Origin of the sequence: Sorangium sp. So ce406, from assembly GCF_051474675.1 — a bacterium.
Classification (GTDB): Bacteria; Myxococcota_A; Polyangia; order Polyangiales; family Polyangiaceae; genus Sorangium; species Sorangium cellulosum_G.
In genome coordinates, this window is sequence record NZ_CP150340.1 from 9,187,692 (window position 1) to 9,209,328 (window position 21,637).

Here is a 21,637-nt window from a genome sequence, read left to right on the forward strand (position 1 = left end):
GGCCGGAGGGTGTCAATCTGCGAATCGCTCGGCGGGCGCGGCGCGGGGCCTCAGCGCGCCTCGGCGCGCTCCTCGGGGGCGAACGGGCTCTTCCCCTCCTCGCTGTCCGGGAAGATCTCGCTCGTGATGTCCTCCGCGGCGAGCTCCTCGCGGGCGGTGGTCAGGTCGCGCGAGGTCTGATCGAGCCGGTCGGCGAGCACGCCGAGGAACTGCCAGAGCAGCTTCACGGCCAGCTCGTGCTCCTTGCGGAGGATCTCGAAGAAGTCGGCGCGCCGGACGGCGATGAGCTCGCTCTGCTCGACGGCCGAGACGGTGGCGGAGCGCGGCATGCTGCGGATGAGCGCCATCTCGCCGAAGTGCTCGCCCGGGCCGACCTCGCTCAGCACGGCGTCGCCGCGGACGATCCGGACGAGGCCCGAGAGCACGATGAACAGCTCGTCGCCGCGGTCGCCCTCGCGGACCACGATCTGGCCGGGCTCGAACGAGAGCACCTCGGCGACCTGCATGACCCGGAGCATCTCGCGCTCCTGGAGGCGGGCGAAGAGCGGCATCTTCGCGAGCACGTCGCGCTTGAGGGCGAGCAGCCGCGCGCGGACGCTGTCGCGGTGATCGCCCGCGCCGAGCCGCACGAGGACGGCGGTGATGTTGTCCTTGCCGCCCTTCCGGTTCGCGAGGTCGATGAGGCCGTTCGCGGCGGCCTCGCCGTTCTCCTCCTCGAAGAACGGCTCGAGCTCGGCGGTGTGCGCGATGTAGCCGTGGAGCCCGTCCGAGGCGAGGAGGAACTGGTCGCCCGGGAGCACCTCGATCGTGAGCGTGTCGACCTCGACGCGCTCGTACACGCCGACGGCGCGGGTGATCGCGTTCTTCTGCGCGACCTTCTCGATCTGATCGCGCGTGAGCTTCCCGCGCTTGATCAGCTCGTTGTAGACGGTGTGATCCTCCGTGACCTGCTGGATGCGGCCCTCGCGGAGGAGGTAGATGCGGCTGTCGCCGACGTGCGCGATGTAGCCGTGCGAGCCGGCGATGAGGAGCGCGGAGAGCGTCGTGCCCATGCCGCGCTTCGTCGCGTCGGCCTTCGCCTCCTCGTGGATGCGGGCGCAGGCGCGCTGCACGGCGTGCTCGAGCAGGCTGAGGACCTCCTTCATCGCGGCGCGCCGCACGTTGCTGCGCGCCTGGTTCTCGATGAGATCCCGCTCTTTCTTGAGCTCCTCGTGGATGATGCGGACCGCGAGGGCGCTCGCGACCTCGCCAGCGGCGTGTCCGCCCATTCCGTCGGCAACCACGAAGAGCGCGAGCTTCTTGTCGACGAGGTAGTTGTCCTCGTTGTGGTCCCGCATGCGGCCGACGTCGGTGGCCGCATAAAACCTGATGTTTTCGGACAGGCCCATCGGTTCGGGCAGGCTAACCGAGGGCGCGGGAGGAAATCACTAGCGATTGCGCCCACCGCGAACTGGACGACCTCCGCCCGTCCGCCTCACCCTCGCCGCGCCCGGGACGTGCCTGCGCGATCGGGAGATGCTCGGGGTGCGGGTGGGGAATCGACCGCGTGGCGGCGGCTGCGAGCGGCGGTACATTCGGAATGCGCAGAATGGGAGGCTCCATGCGGCTCGTCCTCTTCGATAACACCGACGTCGGGTGGGGTGCTCGGCGGTCGCGGGCTCCGCGCGCGCCCCGCCGGCGCGAGGTCGGCGCGATCGGCGAGGCCGGCGAGGTCGCGGGGCGCGCGCAGCCCGCGACCGCCGACGCCGCGGATCTCTCGGTCCTGGGCGAGGCGGTGGGCGCGTCGATCGGCCTCACGCCGGTCTGGCGCGCCGGTGCGCTCCTGCACCGCATGACGGGCGCGGCCGACGCGTGGCAGGCGGCGTCGAGCTGGGCCGAGGCGCTCGGGTGGGCGGCGCGCACGGCGCGCGAGCGCGGCCGGAAGATCAGCTCGCTGCAGGCCTGGGGGCACGGCGGCTGGGGGTACATGCGGATCGGGAAGACGCGGCTCGACGAGGCGGCGCTCCGGCCGGGCTCGCCGCTCGACGGCGCCATCGCCGCCCTGAAGGCCGAGCTCGCGGGCCCCGACGCCCTCGTGTGGCTCCGCTGCTGCAGCGCCTTCGGCCACTCCGGCCAGGCGTTCGCGCGGGCGCTCGCGGGCCGGCTCGGCTGCCGGGTCGCGGGGCACACGTACATCATCGCGTTCTACCAGAGCGGGACGCACTCCCTCCGCCCGGGCGAGGCGCCGGCGTGGGATCCGCGCGAGGGCGTGCGCTTCTCCGACGGAGCCCCGGCCGGCGCCCTGTGGTCGTCGCGCACCGCGCCGAACACCGTGTCGTGCCTGACGGGCGAGCTGCCGCCGGGCTACTGACGCCGTCGTCATGGACGAGGGCCGCGGCCGAGGTCTCCCCCGGGGCGGCGCGCCGGCCGGCGGCGCTCGACCCGCCTCCTCGCGCCGGCGTACCCTGCCGCCATGACGCCGCCCGAAGCGCTGCGCGCGCGCGCGCTCGATCTGCTGAGCCGAGGGGACATGGCCGGCGGGATCGCCGGCCTCGAGGCGCACCTCGCGGCCGAGCCGGGCGACGCGGGGGCCTGGCTTTCGCTCGGGGCGGCGCACGCGGCGGAGGGCCGCTGGGCCGAGGCGGCGCGGGCGCTCGCGCGCGCGGTCGAGCTCGACGGCGGCGAGGTGGAGGCGCGCCTCGCCTACGCCCGCGCGCTGGTCCGCCTCGGCCGGCTCGACGAAGCGGCCGACCAGCTCCGGCAGGGCGCCGCGATCGAGCCGCCCGACCCGCGGGTGCTGCGCGAGCTCGGGATCGCGCGCTACGACCAGCGCCTCCATGACGAGGCAGCGCGCTGGCTCGCGCGGGCGTGCGAGGCGGCGCCGGAGGACGGGCGGGCGGCGTTCGCGCTCGGGCTCGCGCACGAGGCGCGGCGGGACATCGCGGCGGCGATCGCGGCGTACCGCGAGGCGGTGCGGCGCGCGCCGGCGTTCTCCGACGCGCGGCTCACGCTGGCCGACGCGCTCGCGTCGATCGGGGAGCACGAGCAGGCGCTGGGCGAGCTCGAGGCGCTGCTCGCGCGCGAGCGGAGCCACGAGAAGGCGGCGCACAACCGCGAGGTGCTGCGGCGCGCGCTCGCCGAGATGCGCGCGCGCCGGCTGCTCGGCAAGACGGAGCGGGAGCTCGCGCGGTCGGCGCTCGCCGTGGAGGCGCAGCTCAGGCGCCGCGAGCAGACGCCGGCGGCGACCGGCGAGGGGGCGGGGCGGCAGATCGTCCGCTACACGGCGCCGCTCCTCGAGCTCTACGCGACGATCGACCCGGCCGGCGGCGCGATCGAGGCGCTGCACCTCGCGCTGACCGATCCGGATCGCGCGGCGCGGTCCGAGGACGACGTCTTCAAGGTGACCGTGATCGGCGAGGACGGCCGGCAGGCGCCGGTGAACTACGCGACGGGCGCGTCGCTCACGTTCCTGCGCGAGGCGCTCGGTTGCCCCATGACGCAGGCGAGCGCGATCTACGCGTCGCTGCTCCAGGGGGCGCCCTCCGTCGACTGGGGCGGCGCGACGGCGCGGCTCGCGAGCGTGCCAGGCGCCGCGAGCAAGGCCGGCGGGGAGCGGCACGGCATCCTGGTCAGCCGGCGGGGCTAGGCCGTCGGGATCACGGGCGCGGCGGCTCGGCGCCGTCGGGCGGCGCGTCGCCGGGCTCGATCATCCCGAGATCGTGCATCGAGGAGTAGTGGCCGTCCGGCGCGAGGATGACGTGGTCGAGGAGCGGCACCCCGATCACCGCGCCGGCCGCGGCGACCGAGTTGGTCATGAGCACGTCCTCGGGGGACGGCGCCGAGTCGCCGCTCGGGTGGTTGTGCACCAGCACGAGCGCCGAGGCCGCGTCCGCGAGCGCGGCGCGCAGGATGTCCTTCGCCGTGACCGAGCAGCCGTGCAGCCCGCCCTGCGAGACCCTGCGCGCGCCGCGCATCCCGTTGCGGCCGTCGAGCGAGATCACCCACATCTGCTCGTGCTCGAGCGGGCCGAGGTGCGCCGCGCACCACGCCGCGATCGAGGCCGAGGTGCGCACCGGGGGCCGCGGGCGCACCGCGCGCTCGAAGGCGCGCCGCCCGAGCTCGAGCGACGCGGCGATGCGGAGGGCCTTCGCGAGGCCGAGGCCGGGGTGCTGGGCGAGCGCGTGCGGGCCGAGGCGCGAGAGCCCCTCCAGCCCGGAAAACCGGGCGAGGAGCGCGGCGGAGACGAGCGTCACGGGGGTGCCGACCAGCCCGGTGCCGAGCACGATCGCGAGCAGATCGGCGTCGCCGAGCGACCAGATCCCCTCCTCGAGCGCCCGCTCCCGCGGGCCGGCGAAGCCGGGCAACGCGGAGGGCTCGTCGGCGTACGGATCGAGGAGGTGACTGGACGGCAGCGCGGCGCTCTTCCACAGGCTCATGCGCGGACGCCAAGCACGCGGCGGGCCGGCCGGCGCGCCCGCCGCGCCGGCGGGTTTCACGCCGCCGGGGGTGGCGGTCCGGCGGCGGAGGGTGGCGGCCGCCAGGGACGCGCGCGGCGTGAGAGCGCGAGGGGGCGCGCGCGTCACTCGACGCGGACGATCGTCTCCGCGGGGAGGCTCTGGGCGAAGGCGTCGCGCGCGGCGCGCACCTTCGCCTCGACGAGGCCGTCGAACGTGAGCTTCGTGCGGTAGTCGGCGCCCGACCACCGGGGGTAGGAGCCGATGTCGACGTCGCGGTGCGCCTCGACCACGCGGTCGAGCATGGGCTTGAGCTGCCCCTCATCGAGGGTCGTGAACACCGCGAGCGAGATGAACGGCGCGCCGCCGGACAGCTCCGCCTGGATGAGCGCCTGCTTCGCCCGGAAGATCTGCGGCACGCCGGGCAGCATCCACACGTTCCGCATCACCACCGCCGGCCACGCCGCGCTGCCGCCGGTCACGAGCCGCGCGCCCTCCGGGATGCGGGCCATGAGCAGGTGCCCCTCGGTGATCCGGTCGCCGTAGTACTCGCGCAGCATGCTCTCCATGTTGGGCGCGCTGACCACCGGCACGCCGAACGCGCGCGCGACGCCCGCGATCGTGAGATCGTCGTGCGTCGGGCCCACGCCGCCGCTCGTGAAGAGCCAGTCGTGCGACGCGGCGAGCGCCCGCACCTCCGCGGCGATCACCTCGATGTCGTCGAGCACCGTGACGGCCCGCTCGAGCTTGACGCCGAGCGCGCGCAGGGTGCCCGCGAGCACGAACAGGTTCTCGTCAGCGATCTTCCCGGTGAGCAGCTCGTTGCCGATGATCAGCGCCGCCGCAGTCCTCATCTCTCCCTGTGCTCCGCTCAACCCTCGAACTCGCGCGTCACGGGGCGCCCGTCGGCGTCCATCCCGAGCAGCTCCTCCACGCGCTTCTCCGCGCGGTCGAGGCGCTCCTGCGCCGACCGCGACAGGCGGATGCCCTCCTCGAACAGCGAGAGCGCGCGCTCGAGCGGCAGGTCGCCGCCCTCGAGCTCCGCCACGATCTTCGCGAGGCGGCGCGTCGACTCCTCGAAGGACATCGCGCCGGCGCCCGCGGCCTTGTCGCCGCTCACCGGCGCGCGATCGGCCTCGCTCGCGGACGCCGTCGAGGTGGCGCGGGCTTCCACTCCCGCTTCCGCGTCCGTGCCGCGGCCCGGGCCGCTCTCGTCCGTCGCGTTGCTCATCGTCGTCATGAGCCAGAGTCCCCCGGGGGTGCGGCCGGCGCAAGCAGGACGGAGCTCACCCCCGGCGGCACCGCCGGCACGAGGAGCACGCCGTCCGGATCGGCCACGACCGGGACGGCCACCCCGTCCGGCCGGACGAGCCGCGCCGGACGCGAGGACGCGCTGGCGGCCGCGCTCCGGTCGTTCGGGACGATCGCGACCCAGACCACCCCCGTCGCGAGCGCGGGGCGCGGCGCGTCGCGGGCGCCCGGAACGCCGGAGAGCGCGGCCCGCGCGAGCGCGCGCACCCCCTCGTCCGGGTCGAGGTCCCGCGCCGTGAGGAGCACGCGCGTGCGCTGCACCTCGGCGCGCCGCGACAGCCCGCGCACGATCGCGCGGCGCACCGCGGGGTCGTCCTCGAAGCGGTAGGCGCGCGCGAGGAGCGAGACGCTGTCGGGCATGGGGTCGCTCCCGAGGCCGAGCGCGACGTGCGCGCGGACGACGGGATCGCTCCCCTCGAGCAGCCGCTTGAGCCGGCCGCGGATCACCTCGTCGTCGCGGGCCGCGAGCGCGCGCGCGGCGAGCGGCGCCAGGGGGCCGCCCGCCTCCGCGAGGGCGGCGAGCCGCGAGGTCGCGACCGCGCCGCCCCGCGGCGCCGCGAGCAGCGCGACGCCGGCCGAGATCGCCGCCGCGTCGGGCGCGGCGTCGTCGCCGCCCGCCGCGGCGCCCCCGCCGCCGGGCGCGACGAGCTCCGCGAAGAGCGGCGCGAGCGCGGCGAGGGCGCGCTCACCGCGCGCGAGCGCGCCGCGCGCCGCCGCGTGGACCGCCGCGCGATCGCAGGCGGCCGGCGAGCACGCGCCGACCACCTCGCCCGCGTCGCGGAGGCCGAGCGCCACGGCGCCGAACACCCCGACGGCGCGATCGCTCGACCCTCTCGGCGCCGCGAGCGCGGCGAGCAGCCGCCCCTCGATCGCCTCGGGCGCGTCGCCCAGGACGAGGCCGCGGACCACGCCGGCGCGCAGGCCGAGCCGGCGGAGGTCCGCGTCCTTCGCGGCGCGCGCGCCGTCGATCATCTCCGCGACGGCGGCACGCGCCTCGGCCCCTGGTGTCGTCGCCAGCGCGAACGCCGCCGCCGTCGCCAGCTCCGGGCGCTCGACCAGCCCGCGGAGCTGCCGCGCCGCCTCCGCGCCCCCGGCGCGGCCGATCGCCGCGACGGCGCGCGGCCGCGCGTCCTCCGGGAGCAGCGGGAGCGCGCGCGCGAGCGCCGGCACGAGCCGCTCCGACGGCGCGAGCTCGGCCAGCCTGAGCCCCTCGAGCCGCGCGCGCTCGGACCCGAGCAGCGCGGCCACCGCGTCCGGCGCCTCCGGCGCCCCGAGGTGGACGAGGATCTCGGCGGTCGCCTCGAGGAGCCCCGGCTCCGGGCGGCGCAGCCACGCGCGCGCCCTGGCCAGCGCGGCCTCGTCGCCGAGCCGCGCGAGGGCGCGCGCCGCGGCCACCTGCGCCGCCCGGTCGCCGCCCTCGAGCATCGGCCGCAGCGCCCCGATCGCCCGCAGGTCGCCGAGCTCGCCGAGGAAGGCGACGAGCGCGGGCTCGAGCCGCTTGCGGTTCCCGAGCAGGAGCTGGAGCGACGCGGGCGGGTACGCCCTGAGCGCGCGCGCCGCGGCCTCGCCCGCGGCCCCGCCCTGCACGATCGCGTTCACGAGCGCGCCGAGCGCGCGCCTGTCTCCGGAGCGCGCGAGCGCCAGGGCGGCCGTGCCGCGCAGCAGCTCGCCGAGCGGCGACGCGGCGCTGCGCGCGGGGGCGCCGCCCTCGGACAGCTCGCGCGAGAGGAGCTGGCGCACGCTGTCGCGCGCTGCGTGCGGCGCGAGCGCCCGCACCGCCGCGAGGCGCGCCCTGGGATCGCGCGCCCCCGGGGCCCCCTGCTCGAGCGCCGCGAGCAGCGCGCTCACCGCCTCCTCGGTGCCGATCGCGCCGAGCCGCTCGATGCCGCGGAGCCGCGCCTCCGGGTCGCTCGACGCGAGCAGCCGCTCGGCGACAGGCACGCCGAGGCTGCCGCGCAGCGGCGCGGCGCCGGGCTCGGCCGCAGCTGGCGCGCCGCCGTCCTCCGCGCGCGGCGCCCGCGCGGACCGCGCGACGGGCTGCGGCGCTGCCGCGCCCGCGATCGCGGTGGCCGCGAGCGCCGCCGCGAGGCCCAGCGCGCGGGGGGTTCCAGGGGGGAATCGCATTCGCTCCGCCGCACTATCCCGCGATCGGCGGCCCGCTGTCACGCTCCCCCGAGGCGCGCCAGCGCGGCGTGACAAGCCTGGAATTTGATGGAAGCACGCGCTAGGTCGACCTACGGTGCGGCCGCGGAGAGCGGCTGTAGAAGAGGTGACGCTTGATCGACCTGGTACGGACACTGGAAAAGGCCATCACGGTATCCGCCAACAAGGTGTGGCCGGTCTTGCAGCAGCTCAGCCGGCTCGGTGGCGAGCCCGAGCCGTTTCACCCCAAATGGAGCGACAAACCGATCCCGAGGGGCGGCCAGCGCTCGAAGCCGCCGCTCGGCTGGCCCCGCGAGACGGACAGCCTGTGCCCGCGCTGCGTCAAGGAGGCGCGCACCGAGATCCTGAGCGGCAGGGCGGACTGGACCCGGCTCATCACCGACAAGCCCGGGGAGATCCGCGCCCGCATCGTCGCGCGCGACGGGCGCGTGGTCATGGAGAAGACCTGCCCCAAGCACGGCTCCTTCTCGGACACGATCTCGATCGACCCGGAGTTCCTCGCCCGGATCGAGCGGCTCTTCGCCGGCCGCGACGTCGAGATGACGCCGGACAAGATCCACAACCACGGCTCGAGCACCATCCGGTACGGGCGCGGCGCGGTGCTCACGGTCGACCTGACGAACCGCTGCAACATGATGTGCGACCCGTGCTTCATGGATGCCAATCAGGTCGGCTACGTGCACGAGCTCACCTGGGACGAGATCACGCGGATCCTCGACGACGCGGCGGACGTGCGCCCGCGCCGGCAGATGTCGATCCAGTTCTCCGGCGGCGAGCCGACGCTGAGCCCGCATTTCCTCGACGCCATCCGGTACGCGCGCAAGAAGGGGTACTTCGCGGTGCAGTGCGCGACGAACGGGCTGCGCTTCGCCGAGGAGCCGGGCTTCGCCCAGAAGGCGAAGGAGGCGGGCCTCCGGATGGCGTACCTGCAGTTCGACGGCGTCACGAACGCCGCGAACAGCCACCGCAAGATCGGCAACCTCTACGACGTGAAGCTGCGGGCGATCGAGGAGCTCTCGGCCGCCGGCATCGACGTCATCCTGGTCGTGACGATCGTCAACGGCGTGAACAACGATCAGGTCGGGCCGATCATCGACTTCGCGGTCCAGAACGCCGACAAGATCACGGTCGTCAGCTTCCAGCCGGTCAGCTTCACCGGCCGCGACGAGGACATCTCCGACGAGCTGCGCGAGCAGCAGCGCTACACGCTGAGCCACCTCGCGCACGACGTCGCCCGGCAGACCGGCGTGACCGATCCGCTCCGCGACTGGTTCCCCCTCTCGTCGCTCGGCCCCTTCGGCGACGTGACCGATCTCCTCGACGGCCCCGACAAGGACTGGGGCCAGATCAACTGCGGCTGCCACCCGAACTGCGGCATCGGGACGGTGCTGTTCGTCCACAAGAAGACGAAGCAGATGGTCCCGCTGCTCGACTTCATCGATGTCGAGGGGCTGCTCTCCGACCTGCGCGCGATCTTCGACGCCGGGCGCGGCCGCGCCCTCACGAGGGCCCAGGTCGTCGCCGCGCTGCTGCGCCATTACCGCCCCGAGAAGGCGCCGCCCAACTTCCACCTCGGCACCCTGGTGAAGCAGTTCATGAGCCAGACCGGCGCCGCGCACGCCGGCGAGGGCGACGCCCGCGAGTACGAGTGGCGGGTCCTCTTCGTCGCGGGCATGTGGTTTCAGGACCTGTTCAATTACGACTTCCGTCGCACCGAGATGTGCATCATTCCGTACGGAACGCAGCTTGGTGAGATCAGCTTCTGCGCGTACAACACCGGCGCTGGGTGGCGAAACATCCTCGAGAAGATGAAGGCCAACGCCACGGTGGCCGAGTGGTACAAGAAGCACGGCAGGCACCCGGTGTATGCGAAGAATAAGGATCTTCCGCTACCGGCCTACGACAATCCCCTTACGATCGTCGAGCACGACCTTGCGTTGCGCGAGCGCGAGCAGGGCGCCCCGCGCGCGCGGCCGCCGACCAGGCGGTTGCCGATCGTGAGCTGATCCCGCAGCCACCACGCACGCCTGCGCCACCGGCGCCGATCGCCGACGCGCCGACATCGGGCCCACGCCGACGCCGGATGTCGGCCAATCGACCATCGGTCGTAGGGCGCCTCACATCGACACGAAAATACCCGCCGTTCGTCATGCTGTGCTGGACGTGCGCGCCCGCGGGAACAGCGCGGGACTCATGGAGAACGCACGAGGCATGGTGTAGCCTCCGCATGTGACCTTGCACGCTGGCCGCTATGAGAGCTTGCGCGCCATCGCGTCGGGCGGCATGGCCACCGTGTATCTCGGGCGGGCCGTCGGCGCCGGCGGGTTCGAGCGCCTCGTCGCCCTGAAGATGATGCACCCGCACATCGCGGCGGAGCCCGAGTTCGTCGCGATGTTCCTCGACGAGGCGCGCCTCGCGGCGCGGGTGCGCCACCCCAACGTCGTCGCGACGTTCGATCTCGTCGAGGACCCGCTGTTCCTCGTCATGGAGTACATCGAGGGCCCGTCGCTGCACCTCCTGCTCCGCACGTGCGCGCGGGCGAAGCGGCCCCTCCCGCTCGGGATCGCGCTCCGCATCTTCCTCGACGTGCTCGCGGGCCTGCACGCGGCGCACGAGCTCACCGGGTCCGAGGGCGAGCCGCTCCACCTCGTGCACCGCGACGTCTCGCCGCAGAACGTGCTCGTCGGCATCGACGGCGTCTCGCGCATCACCGACTTCGGCGTGGCGCGCGCCGAGACGAGGCTCATGTCGACGCGGGGCAACGCGCTCAAGGGCAAGCTCGCGTACATGGCACCCGAGCAGATCCGGGCGCAGCAGATCGACCGCCGCAGCGACGTCTACTCGGCCGGCGTGGTGCTCTGGGAGATGCTCACGGAGGAGCGGCTGTTCAAGGCCGACAACGACGGCGCGCTGATCGCGCAGATCCTCCAGGGCCCGCCCACGGGCCCGCGCGGTGTCGTGCCGTCGGTCCCGGCCGCGATCGACCTGATCTGCCTGCGCGCGCTGAACACCGACCCGAACGACCGGTTCCCGACCGCCGCCGCGTTCGCGGAGGCGCTGGAGGAGGCGGCCGCGCAGACGCCGGGCCTCGCGGTGTCGTCCCCCCGCGCGGTGGAGGCGCTCATCAAGGAGGTCGGCCTGCGGGGGTCGCCGGAGGGCCTCGGCGGGCCGACCAGCGCGCGGAGCGGCCCGGCGTCGGGCTCCGGGCCGATGTCGGCGCGGTCGCCGCTGAGCCAGCGCTCTCCCCGGAGCGAGCCGCTGCCCCTGAGCCAGCGCGCCCCCCGGAGCGAGCCGCTGCCCCTGAGCCAGCGCGCCCCCCGGAGCGAGCAGGGCCTCGGGGCGGCGCCGGACATCTCGGGCGCGGACGCCAGCGCGTCGGCGCTGGGCGCCGTGGTCTCCGAGGCGGTGGCCCGCCGTCAGCACATCGTGCGCCGCAGCGTGATCGCGACCCTCTGCGCGGTCGCGCTCGCGGTCGGGGTGGTGGTCTTCTTCGTCGCCGGCGAGCGCGCGCCCGCCGGGCTGCAAGCGGAGAGCGTCGCGGCCCCGTCGATCCTGTCGGCGCTCCCCGCGGCCGAGGCGGACAGCGCGACCGGCGAGGCGGCCGCGCCGGCGCAGCCCGGCGGGCCTGCCCAGGGCCCGGCGCTGGTCAACGCCGGCGCGGCCCAGGCCCCCGCCCTCGTCAACGCGGCCCAGGGTGCGGCGCTGGTCAACGCCAACGCGGCCCAGGGTCCCGCCCTCGGCGGCGCGGCCCCGGACCCCGGCCCCGCCCCGCGGCTCCCCGGCAAGGCCGTCCAGGGCCCGGCGCCCACCGCGCACCGCGCGGCGAGCGCGGCCCCGCGGCCGGCCCAGCGAGCGACCCCGCCCACCGCCAAGCCCAAGGCTGGCCGGCCCGACATGCGCACCGCGAGCGGGTCGACGGCCCCGACGACGAAGCCGGCCGCCCGCGCGGCCGCGCGCGGCGCGACGACGAAGGCCCCGGAGCCGAAGCGGACCGCCCCGCGCACGACCTCCCGGACGCCCTACAAGCCCAGCGGGTTGTGACACGCGGGTCGTGACGCGCGACGCGCGACGTCATCGCGCCAGCGGTGAGACACCGCCGGGACGCCTGATCCCGTGGCGCATCGCGCCGGCTCGGCGGCGCCCGGCGACCCGCTCGCCCCGGACGTCAGCCACGGACAGACATCGCGTCGCCGGGCCCGCGCACCGACCACGCGCCGCGCAATCCTCGCTGCCGGCCGGCCATGATCCTTTTCGGCGCCACGTCCAACACTCCGGCGATGGAAGCCCGTCCAACGCTCCGGCGACCTCCCTCTGCGCCTGTTGCGAATCTGTTCCGATCGCGCGACGCCGGGCCGCGTCGTCGCCCATGGAACGCGTCGCCTCGCCACCTACATCCTCGCAAAGGACATCAGAAGGTCAGTCGTCATCTCACGAGCGTGACATGGGAGGCAGGCTATTCTTGTCGTGGGGCGGAATGACATCGCCCAAGTGAAAGACGCGCCGCGCGTCAGACGTTACCCCGGGGGAACCAGCTCATGCGCTCGCTGTTCGAGCAGGTGGTCGACTGCTGTGGCCTGGCGCCAGCCTTCGCCAGGAGGATCATCCAGGAGGCCTGCGAGCGGAGCGGTGTGTCGCCGCCCGACGCGATGACGCCTGCCGACCTCATCCGCTCGCTCCCCCACATCCGCCAGGCCCTCGCCGTCTTCCTCGAGCCCCGGGAGGTCGCGCTGAAGACGGCCGCGATGCGCGCCCTGGTCAAGGGCTCCTGGCCCTCGATGCCCGCGGTAGCTCCCCCCGACGCGAGCCAGGAGATCCGGACAGCTCAGGAGGAACCGAAAGCCAAGTCGAGCTCGTAGAGCTCGTAATGCGATCGCTGCATCCCGAGCGCGGCATAGGTCGACTGTGCGCGCGCGTTGCCGGTCTCCACGTAGAGCCGGATGCCGCATACGTCCCCCGCGTCCGCCGCCATCTCGTGGACTCGCCGGTACAGCGCCCGGAAGACGCCGCTGCGCCGCGCCGCGGGCGACACGTAAACGGACTGGATCCACCAGAAAGTAGCGTTTCTCCAGTCACTCCATTCGTAGGTCACCATCAATTGCCCGACCACCTCCGAGGCGCGCTCGGCGATCAGATAGAACCCTTTCGCCTCGTCCGCGATCAGCGCGGCGGCGCCGCGGACGGTGATGGCCGTGTCGAGCACCTTGCCTTCCGTCTCGAGCGCCATCGCCCTGTTGTTCGCCGCGAGGATCGCCGCATCCAGGGGCGTGGCCCGGCGGATCACGAGATCGGTCACGGGGCGACCTCCCGATGGACGTTGCAGGGGTGTCCTTCCGGCGCGCGGTCGGACGGCGCCTGACGGGGAAGCTCTGGGGCGCGAGGTCGGGTCGACATGGGCGACCCATACCGCGAGCGGCGGGGCTGCTCAATGGCCGCGCCGCGCTCCTCGGCGGAGAACACAGCGAGCAGAGCCCGCCGCAGATGCCGCCGCGGCGCGTTATGTTTCACGATGTGATCCTCGACGAGAACGGCGGGAGCTCCTCCGTGAAGCGTCGTGGAGAGCGGTGAAGCGTCGAAGCGCGCCGCGAGGCGCGCGCATCCGTTGCGCGTTCGATCGGGCCCTGCGCCGGCGCAGCGCAGGCCGGCCGCCTCCTCGGCGGCGGTCCTGCGGAGGTTGTGCTCCCCGCCCGATCGCGCGTACCCTCCGGGCGCCGACGCCTCCGGAGGGTGACCTTTGACACTGCTCGTCAACGACTCGATTGCCCAGCGCGTCCAGCGGCTGGAGATCCCTTTCAACAGCTTCGGGGTCGATCCTTACGGCATCTCCCGGAAGCACCTTGGTCTCTTCTTCTCGTTGCTGGACTTCTTCTATCACCATTACTTCTCGGTGGACGTGGTGGGCACCGAGAACGTGCCTGCGCGCGGGCGCGCGATGCTCGTCGGCAACCACTCCGGAGGCGTCGCCATCGACGGGGCGATGGTCGTGGCGTCGATGTTCTTCGAGATGGATCCGCCGCGGCTGGCCGAGGGGATGGCGGAGAAATTCATCAATCGCCTCCCGTTCACCTCGCTCTGGTCGAGCCGCACAGGGCATTTCACCGGCCTCCCCGAGCACGCGAGCCGCCTGCTCGAGGACGAGCGGCTGCTCATGGTGTTCCCCGAGGGGGCGCGCGGCACCGCCAAGCTCTACAGCGAGCGCAACTCGCTCGTGCATTTCGGGTCCGGGTTCGTCCGGCTCGCGATGAAGACGAGGACGCCCATCCTCCCGTTCGGCTTCGTCGGCGGGGGCGAGGCGGTGCCCACCATCGCCAACTCGTACACGATCGGCCGGCTGTTCGGGGTGCCGTATATCCCGATCACGCCGTACCTCGTCCCGGCCCCGCTCCCGGTCCAGCTCGAGATCACGTATGGCGAGCCGATGACGTTCCCCGGGACCGGGGCGGAGGAAGACGAGGTGATCATGGGCCACGTGGATCAGGTGAAGGCGAAGATCGCCGAGCTCATCGAGGCTGGGCGGCAGCGGCGCCGCGGGAAGCTCGCGCTCGACCAGCGCGGCGCGACGGCGCAGGCGCGTGGTCCATCGCCGGATTCAACGCCGGATTCATCGCGCGGGTCGTCGCCGGGTTCATCGAAGGAGCGCGCATGAGGGTCCTCATCCCCGGAATCACCGGCCAGCTCGGCCGCATGGTCGCGACGCGCCTCCTCGAGGAGGGGCACGAGGTGATCGGGATCGACAAGCGGCCGTGGCCGACCGCCCCCGCCGGCGTCGAGATGCACAACGTCGATCTCCAGAAGCGCGCCGCCGAGGACGTGTTCCGCAAGAGCCGGCCCCAGGCCGTCATCCACATGGCGACCGTGACGCACCTCGTGGAGCAGACGGAGGAGCGGTATCGCATCAACCTCGGCGGCACGCGCGTCGTCTTCGACAACAGCCGCGCCTGCGGGGTCGAGCACGTGATCTTCGTCGGACGACACACCTATTACGGCGCTGGCCCCGAGTCGCCGCTCTACCACACCGAGGAGGACCCGCCGATGGCGGTGTCCACCTTCCCCGAGCTCGCCGACCTCGTCGCGGCCGATCTCTACGCCTGCACGGCGCTCTGGCGCGCCCCGGAGCTCTGCACGACCGTGCTCCGCATGTGCTACACGCTCGGCCCGACGGGCCACGGCACGCTGGCGAGCTTCCTGCGCGGCCCGCACGTCCCGTACGTCCTCGGGTTCGACCCGCTGTTCCAGTTCATGCACGAGCAGGACGTCGTGACCGCCATCTGCCTCGCCCTCGAGAAGCGCATCCGCGGCGTCTACAACGTCTCGGGCCCGCAGCCCGTGCCCCTGTCGCTCATCATCCGGGCGGCCGGGCGCGTGCCGGTGCCCCTCCCCGAGTTCGTGCTCCGCAACGCGCTCGGCCGCTTCGGCCTGCCGAAGCTCCCGCGCGCGGCGCTGACCCACATCAAGTACCCCGTCGTCGTGGACAGCGCCGCCTTCCGCGCCGCCACCGGCTTCCAGCACGCCGTCGACGAGGCCCGGGCGATCCGCGAGTACCGCGACGCGCACCCGGTCCAGACGAGCTGACCCTGAACCGCCCGGCGCTCGCCGGACATCGCATCACGTCAGAGGAGGTCCCGATGCTCTCCGACAAGGTCAAGCAGTTCGCGCCGGCCAGGCTCACCGCGGACGTCAGCAAGCTGCCCGAGCCGGAGCGGGCGGCGCTCGGCAAGCTCATCGAGGCCTCGCGGCTGCTCGATCCCATCTTCGACCGGCAGGCCTACGCCGCGAACCCCGAGCTCCGCGAGCGGCTCCTCGCGGACGGCACCCCGGAAGGGCGCGACCGGCTCGCCTATTTCGACATCATGCGCGGCCCGTGGGACAGGCAGGATCACCACCGCCCCTTCGCCATCGACATTCCCCGCCCGCCCGGCGCCGGCTTCTACCCGGAAGATCTCTCGGCCGACGAGCTCCACGCGTGGACAGCGCAGCACCCCGGCGACAAGGCGGCGTTCGAGAGCCTGTTCACGCTCATCCGCCGCGACGCGGGCAAGCTCGTCGCCGTGCCGTACAGCCAGGCCTACGCGGCGTGGCTCGGCCCGGCCGGCGCGCTCCTCGAGGAGGCGGCGGCGCTCACGGCGAACGAGAGCCTGCGGCGGTTCCTGAAGTCCAGGGCCGAGGCGTTTCGCTCGGACGATTATTTTGCATCGGACAAGGACTGGATGGACCTCGACAGCCAGGTCGAGGTGACCATCGGCCCGTACGAGACCTACGAGGACGAGCTCCTCGGGCTCAAGGCCTCGTTCGAGTCGTTCGTCACGGTGAGCGATCCGGAGGCCTCCCGGAAGCTCTCCCGGTACAAGGAGCTGCTCCCGGAGATGGAGCGCAACCTGCCCATCCCCGACGACGTGAAGACCGAGCGCGGCGGCGAGAGCCCCATCCAGGTCGTGGACCTGGTCTTCAGCGCCGGCGACGCCCGCAAATCGGTCCAGACGATCGCGTTCAACCTGCCGAACGACGAGCGCGTCCGCGCCGAGAAGGGCGCCAAGAAGGTCCTGCTCCGCAACGTGATCGAGACCAAGTTCGAGCGGATCATGCGCCCCATCGCCGAGCGCATCCTCGACCCGGCGCAGCTCGAGCACCTGTCCGCCGACGCGTTCTTCAACGAGACGCTCTTCCACGAGCTCTCGCACAGCCTGGGGCCGGCGTTCACGACCGCCGGCGGGGAGCGGGTCGAGGTGCGCATCGCGCTCGGCTCGACCTACTCCGCCCTCGAGGAGGCCAAGGCCGACGTGATGGGCGCCTACAACGTCCTGTTCATGATCCGGAGGGGCCACTTCCCCGCCGACTTCAGGGACAAGCTCCTCGTGTCCTATTTCGCGGGGCTCTTCCGGAGCACCCGCTTCGGCGTGGCCGAGGCCCACGGCAAGGGCGCCGCGCTCCAGATCAACCGCTTCCTGGAGGAGCGCGCCGCCCGCTTCGACCCGGCGACCGGCCGCTTCACGATCGACACAGCGGAGCTCGAGGCCGCCATCACGCGCCTCGTCCGCGACCTCTGCATGGTCCAGCACCGCGGCGACAAGCAGGCCGCCGGCGAGCTCCTCGCGAGGTACGGCGCCGTCTCGGCGCCGATGCACCAGGCGCTCGGGGGCCTCGAGGGGATCCCGATCGACATCCGGCCCATCTATCCGCTCGCCGGCGAGTGAGCCGCCCGCGGGCGGCGCTCACGGCCCGATCTGGACGAGGAACGCGTCGCCGGCGCCGCGGCTCGTGACCGCGCCGCCGGTCCCGAGATCGATGGTGCCGTCGAAGTGGCCGGTCACCCAGCTGTTGCCGAGGAGATCGGCCGCGACGGAGGTGCCTGCCTGCTCGCCCGAGTCGCCGAACCGGCGCGACCATATCGGGCTGCCGTCGGGGTCGATCTTGGCCACGAACGCGTCGGCGGCGCCCCGGGCCGAGTGCACCTCGTCGCCGATCTCGAGGCTCCCCCGGAACGAGCCGGTCAACAGGATGTTGCCGGCCAGGTCGACGGCGATCGCGGCGCCCTCCTGGTCCGCGTCGTCGCCGTAGTCCTCGCTCCACAGCGGGACGCCGTTCTCGTCGAGCCGGATGAGGAGGACGTCCTTGTCGCCCGCCGTCGTGCGCGGCGACTCGCCGAGGGTGACCGACGAGCGGAACGAGCCGGTCACGAGGACGTTGCCCGCGCCGTCCACGGCCACGCCGAGCGCCTCGGCGGCGTTGGTCGCGTTGGCGGACTTGCTCCAGACGTGGTCGCCCGACGGGTCGAGCTTCGCGACGAACAGGTCGCTCTTGGCCACGGTGATGAGGTCCTTCTCGCCACCGAAGCCGATCCTCCCGCTGAACCAGCCGACGAGGACGATGTTGCCCGCGCCGTCGACGGCGACGCCGGTGCCGGCCTGGTCCTCCTCGTCGCCGAACTGCCTGGCCCAGTGGACGTTGCCCGCGGCGTCGAGCTTGACGAGGAACACGTCGCGCTTGCCCTGGCTCTTCAGGGTGAAGCGCTCGCCCTTCCTGGGCTCGCCGAAGTCGAGCGTGCCCCAGAACTCGCCGGTGACGAACGCGTTCCCCGCGCTGTCCACGGCGACGGCCGTCGCCTGCTGGGTGTCGGCGTCGCCGAAGCGCCGGCTGAACTGGTGCGCGCCCGCGGCGTCGAACCGCGCGACGACCACGTCGGCGCGGTGGCCGCGGCCCTTGCGCACGCCGCCGCCGAAGTCGACGTCGCCCGACGCGCTGCCCGCGAGCACCACGTCGCCCTCCGGCGAGAGCGCGACGCCCCGGGCGACGCTGTCCGCGAACCGGCGGCTGAACCGGAAGCGACCGCCGCGCGAGAGCCCGTCGCGCGAGAGCGCGTCGCGGGGGAACGAGGCGACGAACGCGTCCGCCTCGGCGAGCGTGCCCAGCTCGTCCGACGGGCCCGCGCCGAGGTCGGTGCTGCCGGACGCGGACCCGACCACCACGACGGCATCCTTGCTGACGGCGATCGCCCGGCCGCGCTGATCGCCGGTGCCGCCCAGCGCGACGCTCTGCACGGGATCGCCCGTGCACGCCCGCCCGTCGCAGTTCTCGTCCGCGGGCGTGGTGCAGCTCTCGAACGCCGGCAGGACCTGGCCGACGCACGGGCCGACCGCCGTCCCGTCGTCGTTGCAGGCGGCGACGCCGGCCGCGCAGAGGCCGACGCCCTTCGTGCCCTGCGGCCCTGTGTAGCAGGCCGTCTCGACGCGCGGGGCGCAGCTCTCCACGACCTCGCCGCCCCCGCCCGCGCCCGGCTCCACGCCGACGACGTCACCGCCGCCACCGCCGCTCCCCCCGTGGCCCGGCGGGTCCGGCGCGAGCTCGGGGAACGGCGCGATGAAGGCGCACGCGCCCCCGCCGGTGAAGGCCAGGGCGAGCGTCGCGACGACGCCCATGCCGAGGCGACGCGCGTCGCTCACAGCGCCCCCCGCACGGCGACGCCCGCGCCGTCCGCGCCGACCCACGGCGAGAGCGCCGTCGGGCCAGGGGCGCGCGGCGCGGTCGCGGGCCGCGCCTGCGGCCCGACGCCGTCCGGTGGCGTCGCGGGCGACGAGGAGGAGGACCAGAAGAGGTACGCGCCGAAGCCGCCCGCGAGGAGGGCGGCCCCGAAGAGCGCCGTGCTCGTGGTGGCGAGCGCCTGCCCGCGGTCGCGCAGGGCCTGCCGCTCGTCCAGCGAGCCCGGGGTGGGGTTCTCGTTCAGCCGCACGAAGCTGTGCCGCACGTCGAACGCCATGACGCCCGTGACCAGGGCGCCGGCGGCGAGCGCGACCGCCGTCCCCGCGACGGCCTCCGGGGGGATGCGCGGGCCCGGCGCGGGCGCCGGGGGAGGCGCCGGGCGAACGGGCGCGAGCGTCCGCAGCGCCACGAGCGACCGCCTGGGGCCGAGATCGGCCCGTAGCTCGACGATCGCGCCCGTCTCGGCCTGCACCGCGGCCTCGAACGGCGCTGCGTAGTTGTCGGCCCGCACGACGACCCGCCGCTCCCCGGGGGTCACGAGGATCGCCGCGCCGACGAGCGCCGGGTGGATCGGCTCGCCGTCGATCTCGACGCGCACGCCGGTCGCGTCCTCGGGCAGGCGCAGGACGATCTGCGACGTCCTCGCGCGGAGCTTCTCGATGCGCGATCGCGACTCCCTGGCGAGCGCTGTCTCGCGCCGCGCGGTCGCGCCGGCCTGGGCGAGCTCAAACGCGTTGAGCGCCTCGACCACGTGGCCGAGCGCCTCGTGACACGCGCCGAGGTGGTACCAGAGCGACGGCGACACGACGACCTTGCGGATGCGCTCGTAAGTCTCCAGCGCCTCCGCCCACCGGCCTTGATCCTCGGCGGCGAGGCCGAGCGCGAAGAGGCGCCGCGCTGTCGCGAGCTCCGCGGCGCTCGGCTGCCGCGGCGCGGCAGGAGCCACCGTATCGCCCGCGGCGGCCGCCGGCGGCGCCGCGGGAGCCGCCGTGTCGCCCGCGGCGGCCGCCGGCGGCGCGGCGGGAGCCGCCGTGTCGCCCGCGACGGTAGCCGGCGGCGCGCGCCCCTCGATCGGCGAGGAAGGATCGGCGAACGCAGCCGGACCTACGCCGACCACGGCGAAGAATACCACTCCGCCGATGGTGATCCGATGCTCCACCTGCGCCTCCTTCCTCAACGAAGCGATAGAGGCAATCTAACCGTACTCACGCTCCTCGATTCTCGACAACTGGAAAATTGTTTGAGATTGGTGCCCGATCCTGGAACGCTCTTGCATCGCCGCTGAGAGCTTCAGCATGGTCGGATTCACGACGACACAGGAGTCGCAGGTACGAGCTGTGATAGCGCCCGTCGATCTTGTGCCAGGCCAGCACCTCGGCCGCTATGAGCTGCTGATCGCCATCGCGCAGGGCGGAATGGGCACGGTGTGGGCAGCCCGGGAGCGCGGCGGAGCCGCGGGCAACACGATCGTGGCAGTGAAGACGATGCTGCCGGCGCTCTCCAGCGATCCGCGCTGCAAGCGCATGTTCCTCACCGAGTCTCGGATCGCGGCCCGGATCAAGCACCCGAATGTGTGCGCGATCCTGGATCAGGGTGAGCAGAACGGGGTGCTCTACTTCGTGATGGAGTGGATCGACGGCGACGCGCTCGTCGAGCTGCTCGGCGGCAGCACCCGCAAGCAGGGCCGGCCGCTCCCCCTGCCGGTCGCGGTGCGGATCGCGATCGAGTCGGCGCGGGGGCTGCACGCGGCGCACGAGCTCCGGGACGACGACGGGACGCTGGTCGGGCTCGTGCACCGCGACGTCTCGCCGCACAACATCCTGATCACGCGCGACGGCTCGGTGAAGATCGCCGATTTCGGCGTGGCCAAGGCCATGGCGCAGGCGGACAACCCGACGACCAACACCGGGCACATGAAGGGAAAGATCCTCTTCATGGCGCCCGAGCAGGTCTACAGCGAGCAGCTCGACCGGCGGTCGGACATCTTCGCGCTCGGGATCGTGCTCTATCAGCTCACGACGGGCACGCACCCGTTCGCGGCCAGCCACGACCTCGCGACGATGGCGCGCATCGCGCGGCCCGAGCCGGTCGATCCGCCGAGCTCGGTCGTCCCCGACTACCCGCCCGCGCTCGAGGCCGCGGTGATGCGCGCGCTCGCCAAGGATCCGGCCGAGCGGTTCGCGACGATGGCCGAGCTCGCCGACGCGCTGGAGGCGGTGGAGGCCACGCTCGGCGGCCGGCGCGAGGAGGTCACGGGGTACATCCGCGACGCGCTCGCCTCGCGCGCCGCGCGGCGGACGGCGGTGATCAAGGACGCGGTGCGCGCCGCGGACGGCAGGTCGCGGGGGCGGCCGCTCTCCCGCCTCGACCCGCAGCGCCGCGCCCGGACGATCGCCACCGCGGCGGCCCTCGTGGCCTCGGGCGCGCTGCTCGGGGCGGCGACGCTCCTCTGGGTCGGCCTCGGCGACGGCCCCGCCGCCCCGGGGGCGGTCGAGCCCGCGGCGCCGGCGCTGCCGGTCGAGCCGCGGCCGCAGGTCGCCACCGCCGAGCCGCGCGCGCCGGAGCCGCCGCGCGCCGACGCGCCGGCGCCGTCGTCCGCGCCCGCGACGCCGCCGTCCTCCGCGCCCGCCGCGAGCGCGACCGCGGCCCCGCCGCCGGTGCGATCTCCCGCCGACACCGGGCGCGCCAAGTTCCGCGATCCGGGCTTCTAGCGCGGCGTTCGGCGGCGCGTGCGGGGCGCGGCGGCGCGCGGCGGCCCG

At 74.0% G+C, this 21,637-nt stretch carries 17 protein-coding genes; 9 read left to right on the forward strand and 8 right to left on the reverse strand.

The features are described from left to right. Positions 1 to 50 precede the first annotated feature (50 nt). Entirely contained in the window at positions 51 to 1,388 is a 1,338-nt protein-coding gene (locus WME96_RS34355; protein ID WP_061620529.1) for a Stp1/IreP family PP2C-type Ser/Thr phosphatase, read from the reverse strand. A gap of 212 nt (positions 1,389 to 1,600) precedes the next feature. Between WME96_RS34355 and WME96_RS34360 the strand changes: the two genes are divergently transcribed. Further along, complete coding sequence (locus tag WME96_RS34360) at positions 1,601 to 2,350, forward strand: hypothetical protein (protein WP_437285808.1); 750 nt, start codon at positions 1,601 to 1,603, stop codon at positions 2,348 to 2,350. Positions 2,351 to 2,452: 102 nt separating this feature from the next. Next, a complete protein-coding gene (locus tag WME96_RS34365) occupies positions 2,453 to 3,625 on the forward strand; it encodes a tetratricopeptide repeat protein (protein ID WP_437285809.1) in 1,173 nt (390 codons plus the stop codon). Between the two features lie 10 nt (positions 3,626 to 3,635). On the opposite strand, the gene WME96_RS34370 is transcribed toward WME96_RS34365, so the two are convergent. The 4 genes from WME96_RS34370 to WME96_RS34385 all read right to left on the reverse strand — a co-directional run bounded on the left by WME96_RS34370 (position 3,636) and on the right by WME96_RS34385 (position 7,868). After that, positions 3,636 to 4,415, reverse strand: a complete 780-nt coding sequence (locus WME96_RS34370; protein ID WP_437285810.1) for a JAB domain-containing protein — start codon at positions 4,413 to 4,415, stop codon at positions 3,636 to 3,638. Positions 4,416 to 4,558: 143 nt separating this feature from the next. Then, the gene (locus WME96_RS34375; RefSeq protein ID WP_437285811.1) at positions 4,559 to 5,287 is read right to left on the reverse strand and encodes a competence/damage-inducible protein A; all 729 of its coding nucleotides are present in this window, start codon (positions 5,285 to 5,287) and stop codon (positions 4,559 to 4,561) included. A gap of 17 nt (positions 5,288 to 5,304) precedes the next feature. Further along, positions 5,305 to 5,673 (reverse strand): exodeoxyribonuclease VII small subunit, encoded by a 369-nt coding sequence (xseB, locus tag WME96_RS34380; RefSeq protein WP_437285812.1) that lies wholly within the window; start codon positions 5,671 to 5,673, stop codon positions 5,305 to 5,307. Beyond that, positions 5,670 to 7,868: a HEAT repeat domain-containing protein gene (locus tag WME96_RS34385; RefSeq protein WP_437285813.1), complete on the reverse strand. Its 2,199-nt coding sequence runs from the start codon at positions 7,866 to 7,868 to the stop codon at positions 5,670 to 5,672. Before WME96_RS34385 ends, xseB begins: the two co-directional genes overlap by 4 nt. A gap of 152 nt (positions 7,869 to 8,020) precedes the next feature. Here WME96_RS34385 and WME96_RS34390 point away from each other — a divergent pair, with 152 nt between their 5' ends. The 3 genes from WME96_RS34390 to WME96_RS34400 all read left to right on the forward strand — a co-directional run bounded on the left by WME96_RS34390 (position 8,021) and on the right by WME96_RS34400 (position 12,763). Further along, entirely contained in the window at positions 8,021 to 9,913 is a 1,893-nt protein-coding gene (locus WME96_RS34390; protein ID WP_437285814.1) for a radical SAM protein, read from the forward strand. Positions 9,914 to 10,136: 223 nt separating this feature from the next. Then, on the forward strand, positions 10,137 to 11,948 hold the full coding sequence (locus WME96_RS34395) for a protein kinase domain-containing protein (protein ID WP_437285815.1): 1,812 nt from the start codon (positions 10,137 to 10,139) through the stop codon (positions 11,946 to 11,948). Positions 11,949 to 12,442: 494 nt separating this feature from the next. Continuing rightward, positions 12,443 to 12,763, forward strand: a complete 321-nt coding sequence (locus WME96_RS34400) for a hypothetical protein (protein ID WP_437285816.1) — start codon at positions 12,443 to 12,445, stop codon at positions 12,761 to 12,763. Here the strand turns inward: WME96_RS34400 and WME96_RS34405 are convergent. After that, positions 12,730 to 13,200: a GNAT family N-acetyltransferase gene (locus WME96_RS34405; protein WP_437285817.1), complete on the reverse strand. Its 471-nt coding sequence runs from the start codon at positions 13,198 to 13,200 to the stop codon at positions 12,730 to 12,732. The genes WME96_RS34400 and WME96_RS34405 overlap by 34 nt on opposite strands. A 438-nt stretch (positions 13,201 to 13,638) precedes the next feature. Between WME96_RS34405 and WME96_RS34410 the strand changes: the two genes are divergently transcribed. From WME96_RS34410 to WME96_RS34420, 3 genes are read left to right on the forward strand one after another with little or no spacing between them, the layout of a single operon-like run. Beyond that, positions 13,639 to 14,550, forward strand: coding sequence for a lysophospholipid acyltransferase family protein (locus WME96_RS34410; protein ID WP_437285818.1), 912 nt, complete (start codon positions 13,639 to 13,641; stop codon positions 14,548 to 14,550). Then, positions 14,547 to 15,476 carry an SDR family oxidoreductase gene (locus tag WME96_RS34415; protein ID WP_437285819.1) on the forward strand — a complete coding sequence of 310 codons (930 nt, stop codon included), beginning with the start codon at positions 14,547 to 14,549 and terminating at the stop codon, positions 15,474 to 15,476. The genes WME96_RS34410 and WME96_RS34415 overlap by 4 nt, the downstream gene beginning before the upstream one ends. 53 nt (positions 15,477 to 15,529) lie before the next feature. Continuing rightward, positions 15,530 to 17,095, forward strand: a complete 1,566-nt coding sequence (locus tag WME96_RS34420; protein ID WP_437285820.1) for a dipeptidyl-peptidase 3 family protein — start codon at positions 15,530 to 15,532, stop codon at positions 17,093 to 17,095. Positions 17,096 to 17,113: 18 nt separating this feature from the next. Here the strand turns inward: WME96_RS34420 and WME96_RS34425 are convergent, their stop codons facing one another. After that, positions 17,114 to 18,841, reverse strand: coding sequence for an SBBP repeat-containing protein (locus WME96_RS34425; RefSeq protein ID WP_437285821.1), 1,728 nt, complete (start codon positions 18,839 to 18,841; stop codon positions 17,114 to 17,116). Then, entirely contained in the window at positions 18,838 to 20,037 is a 1,200-nt protein-coding gene (locus WME96_RS34430; protein ID WP_437285822.1) for a hypothetical protein, read from the reverse strand. Before WME96_RS34430 ends, WME96_RS34425 begins: the two co-directional genes overlap by 4 nt. Positions 20,038 to 20,215: 178 nt before the next feature. Between WME96_RS34430 and WME96_RS34435 the strand changes: the two genes are divergently transcribed. After that, positions 20,216 to 21,589: a serine/threonine-protein kinase gene (locus WME96_RS34435; protein ID WP_437285823.1), complete on the forward strand. Its 1,374-nt coding sequence runs from the start codon at positions 20,216 to 20,218 to the stop codon at positions 21,587 to 21,589. The last annotated feature ends 48 nt before the right edge of the window (positions 21,590 to 21,637 follow it).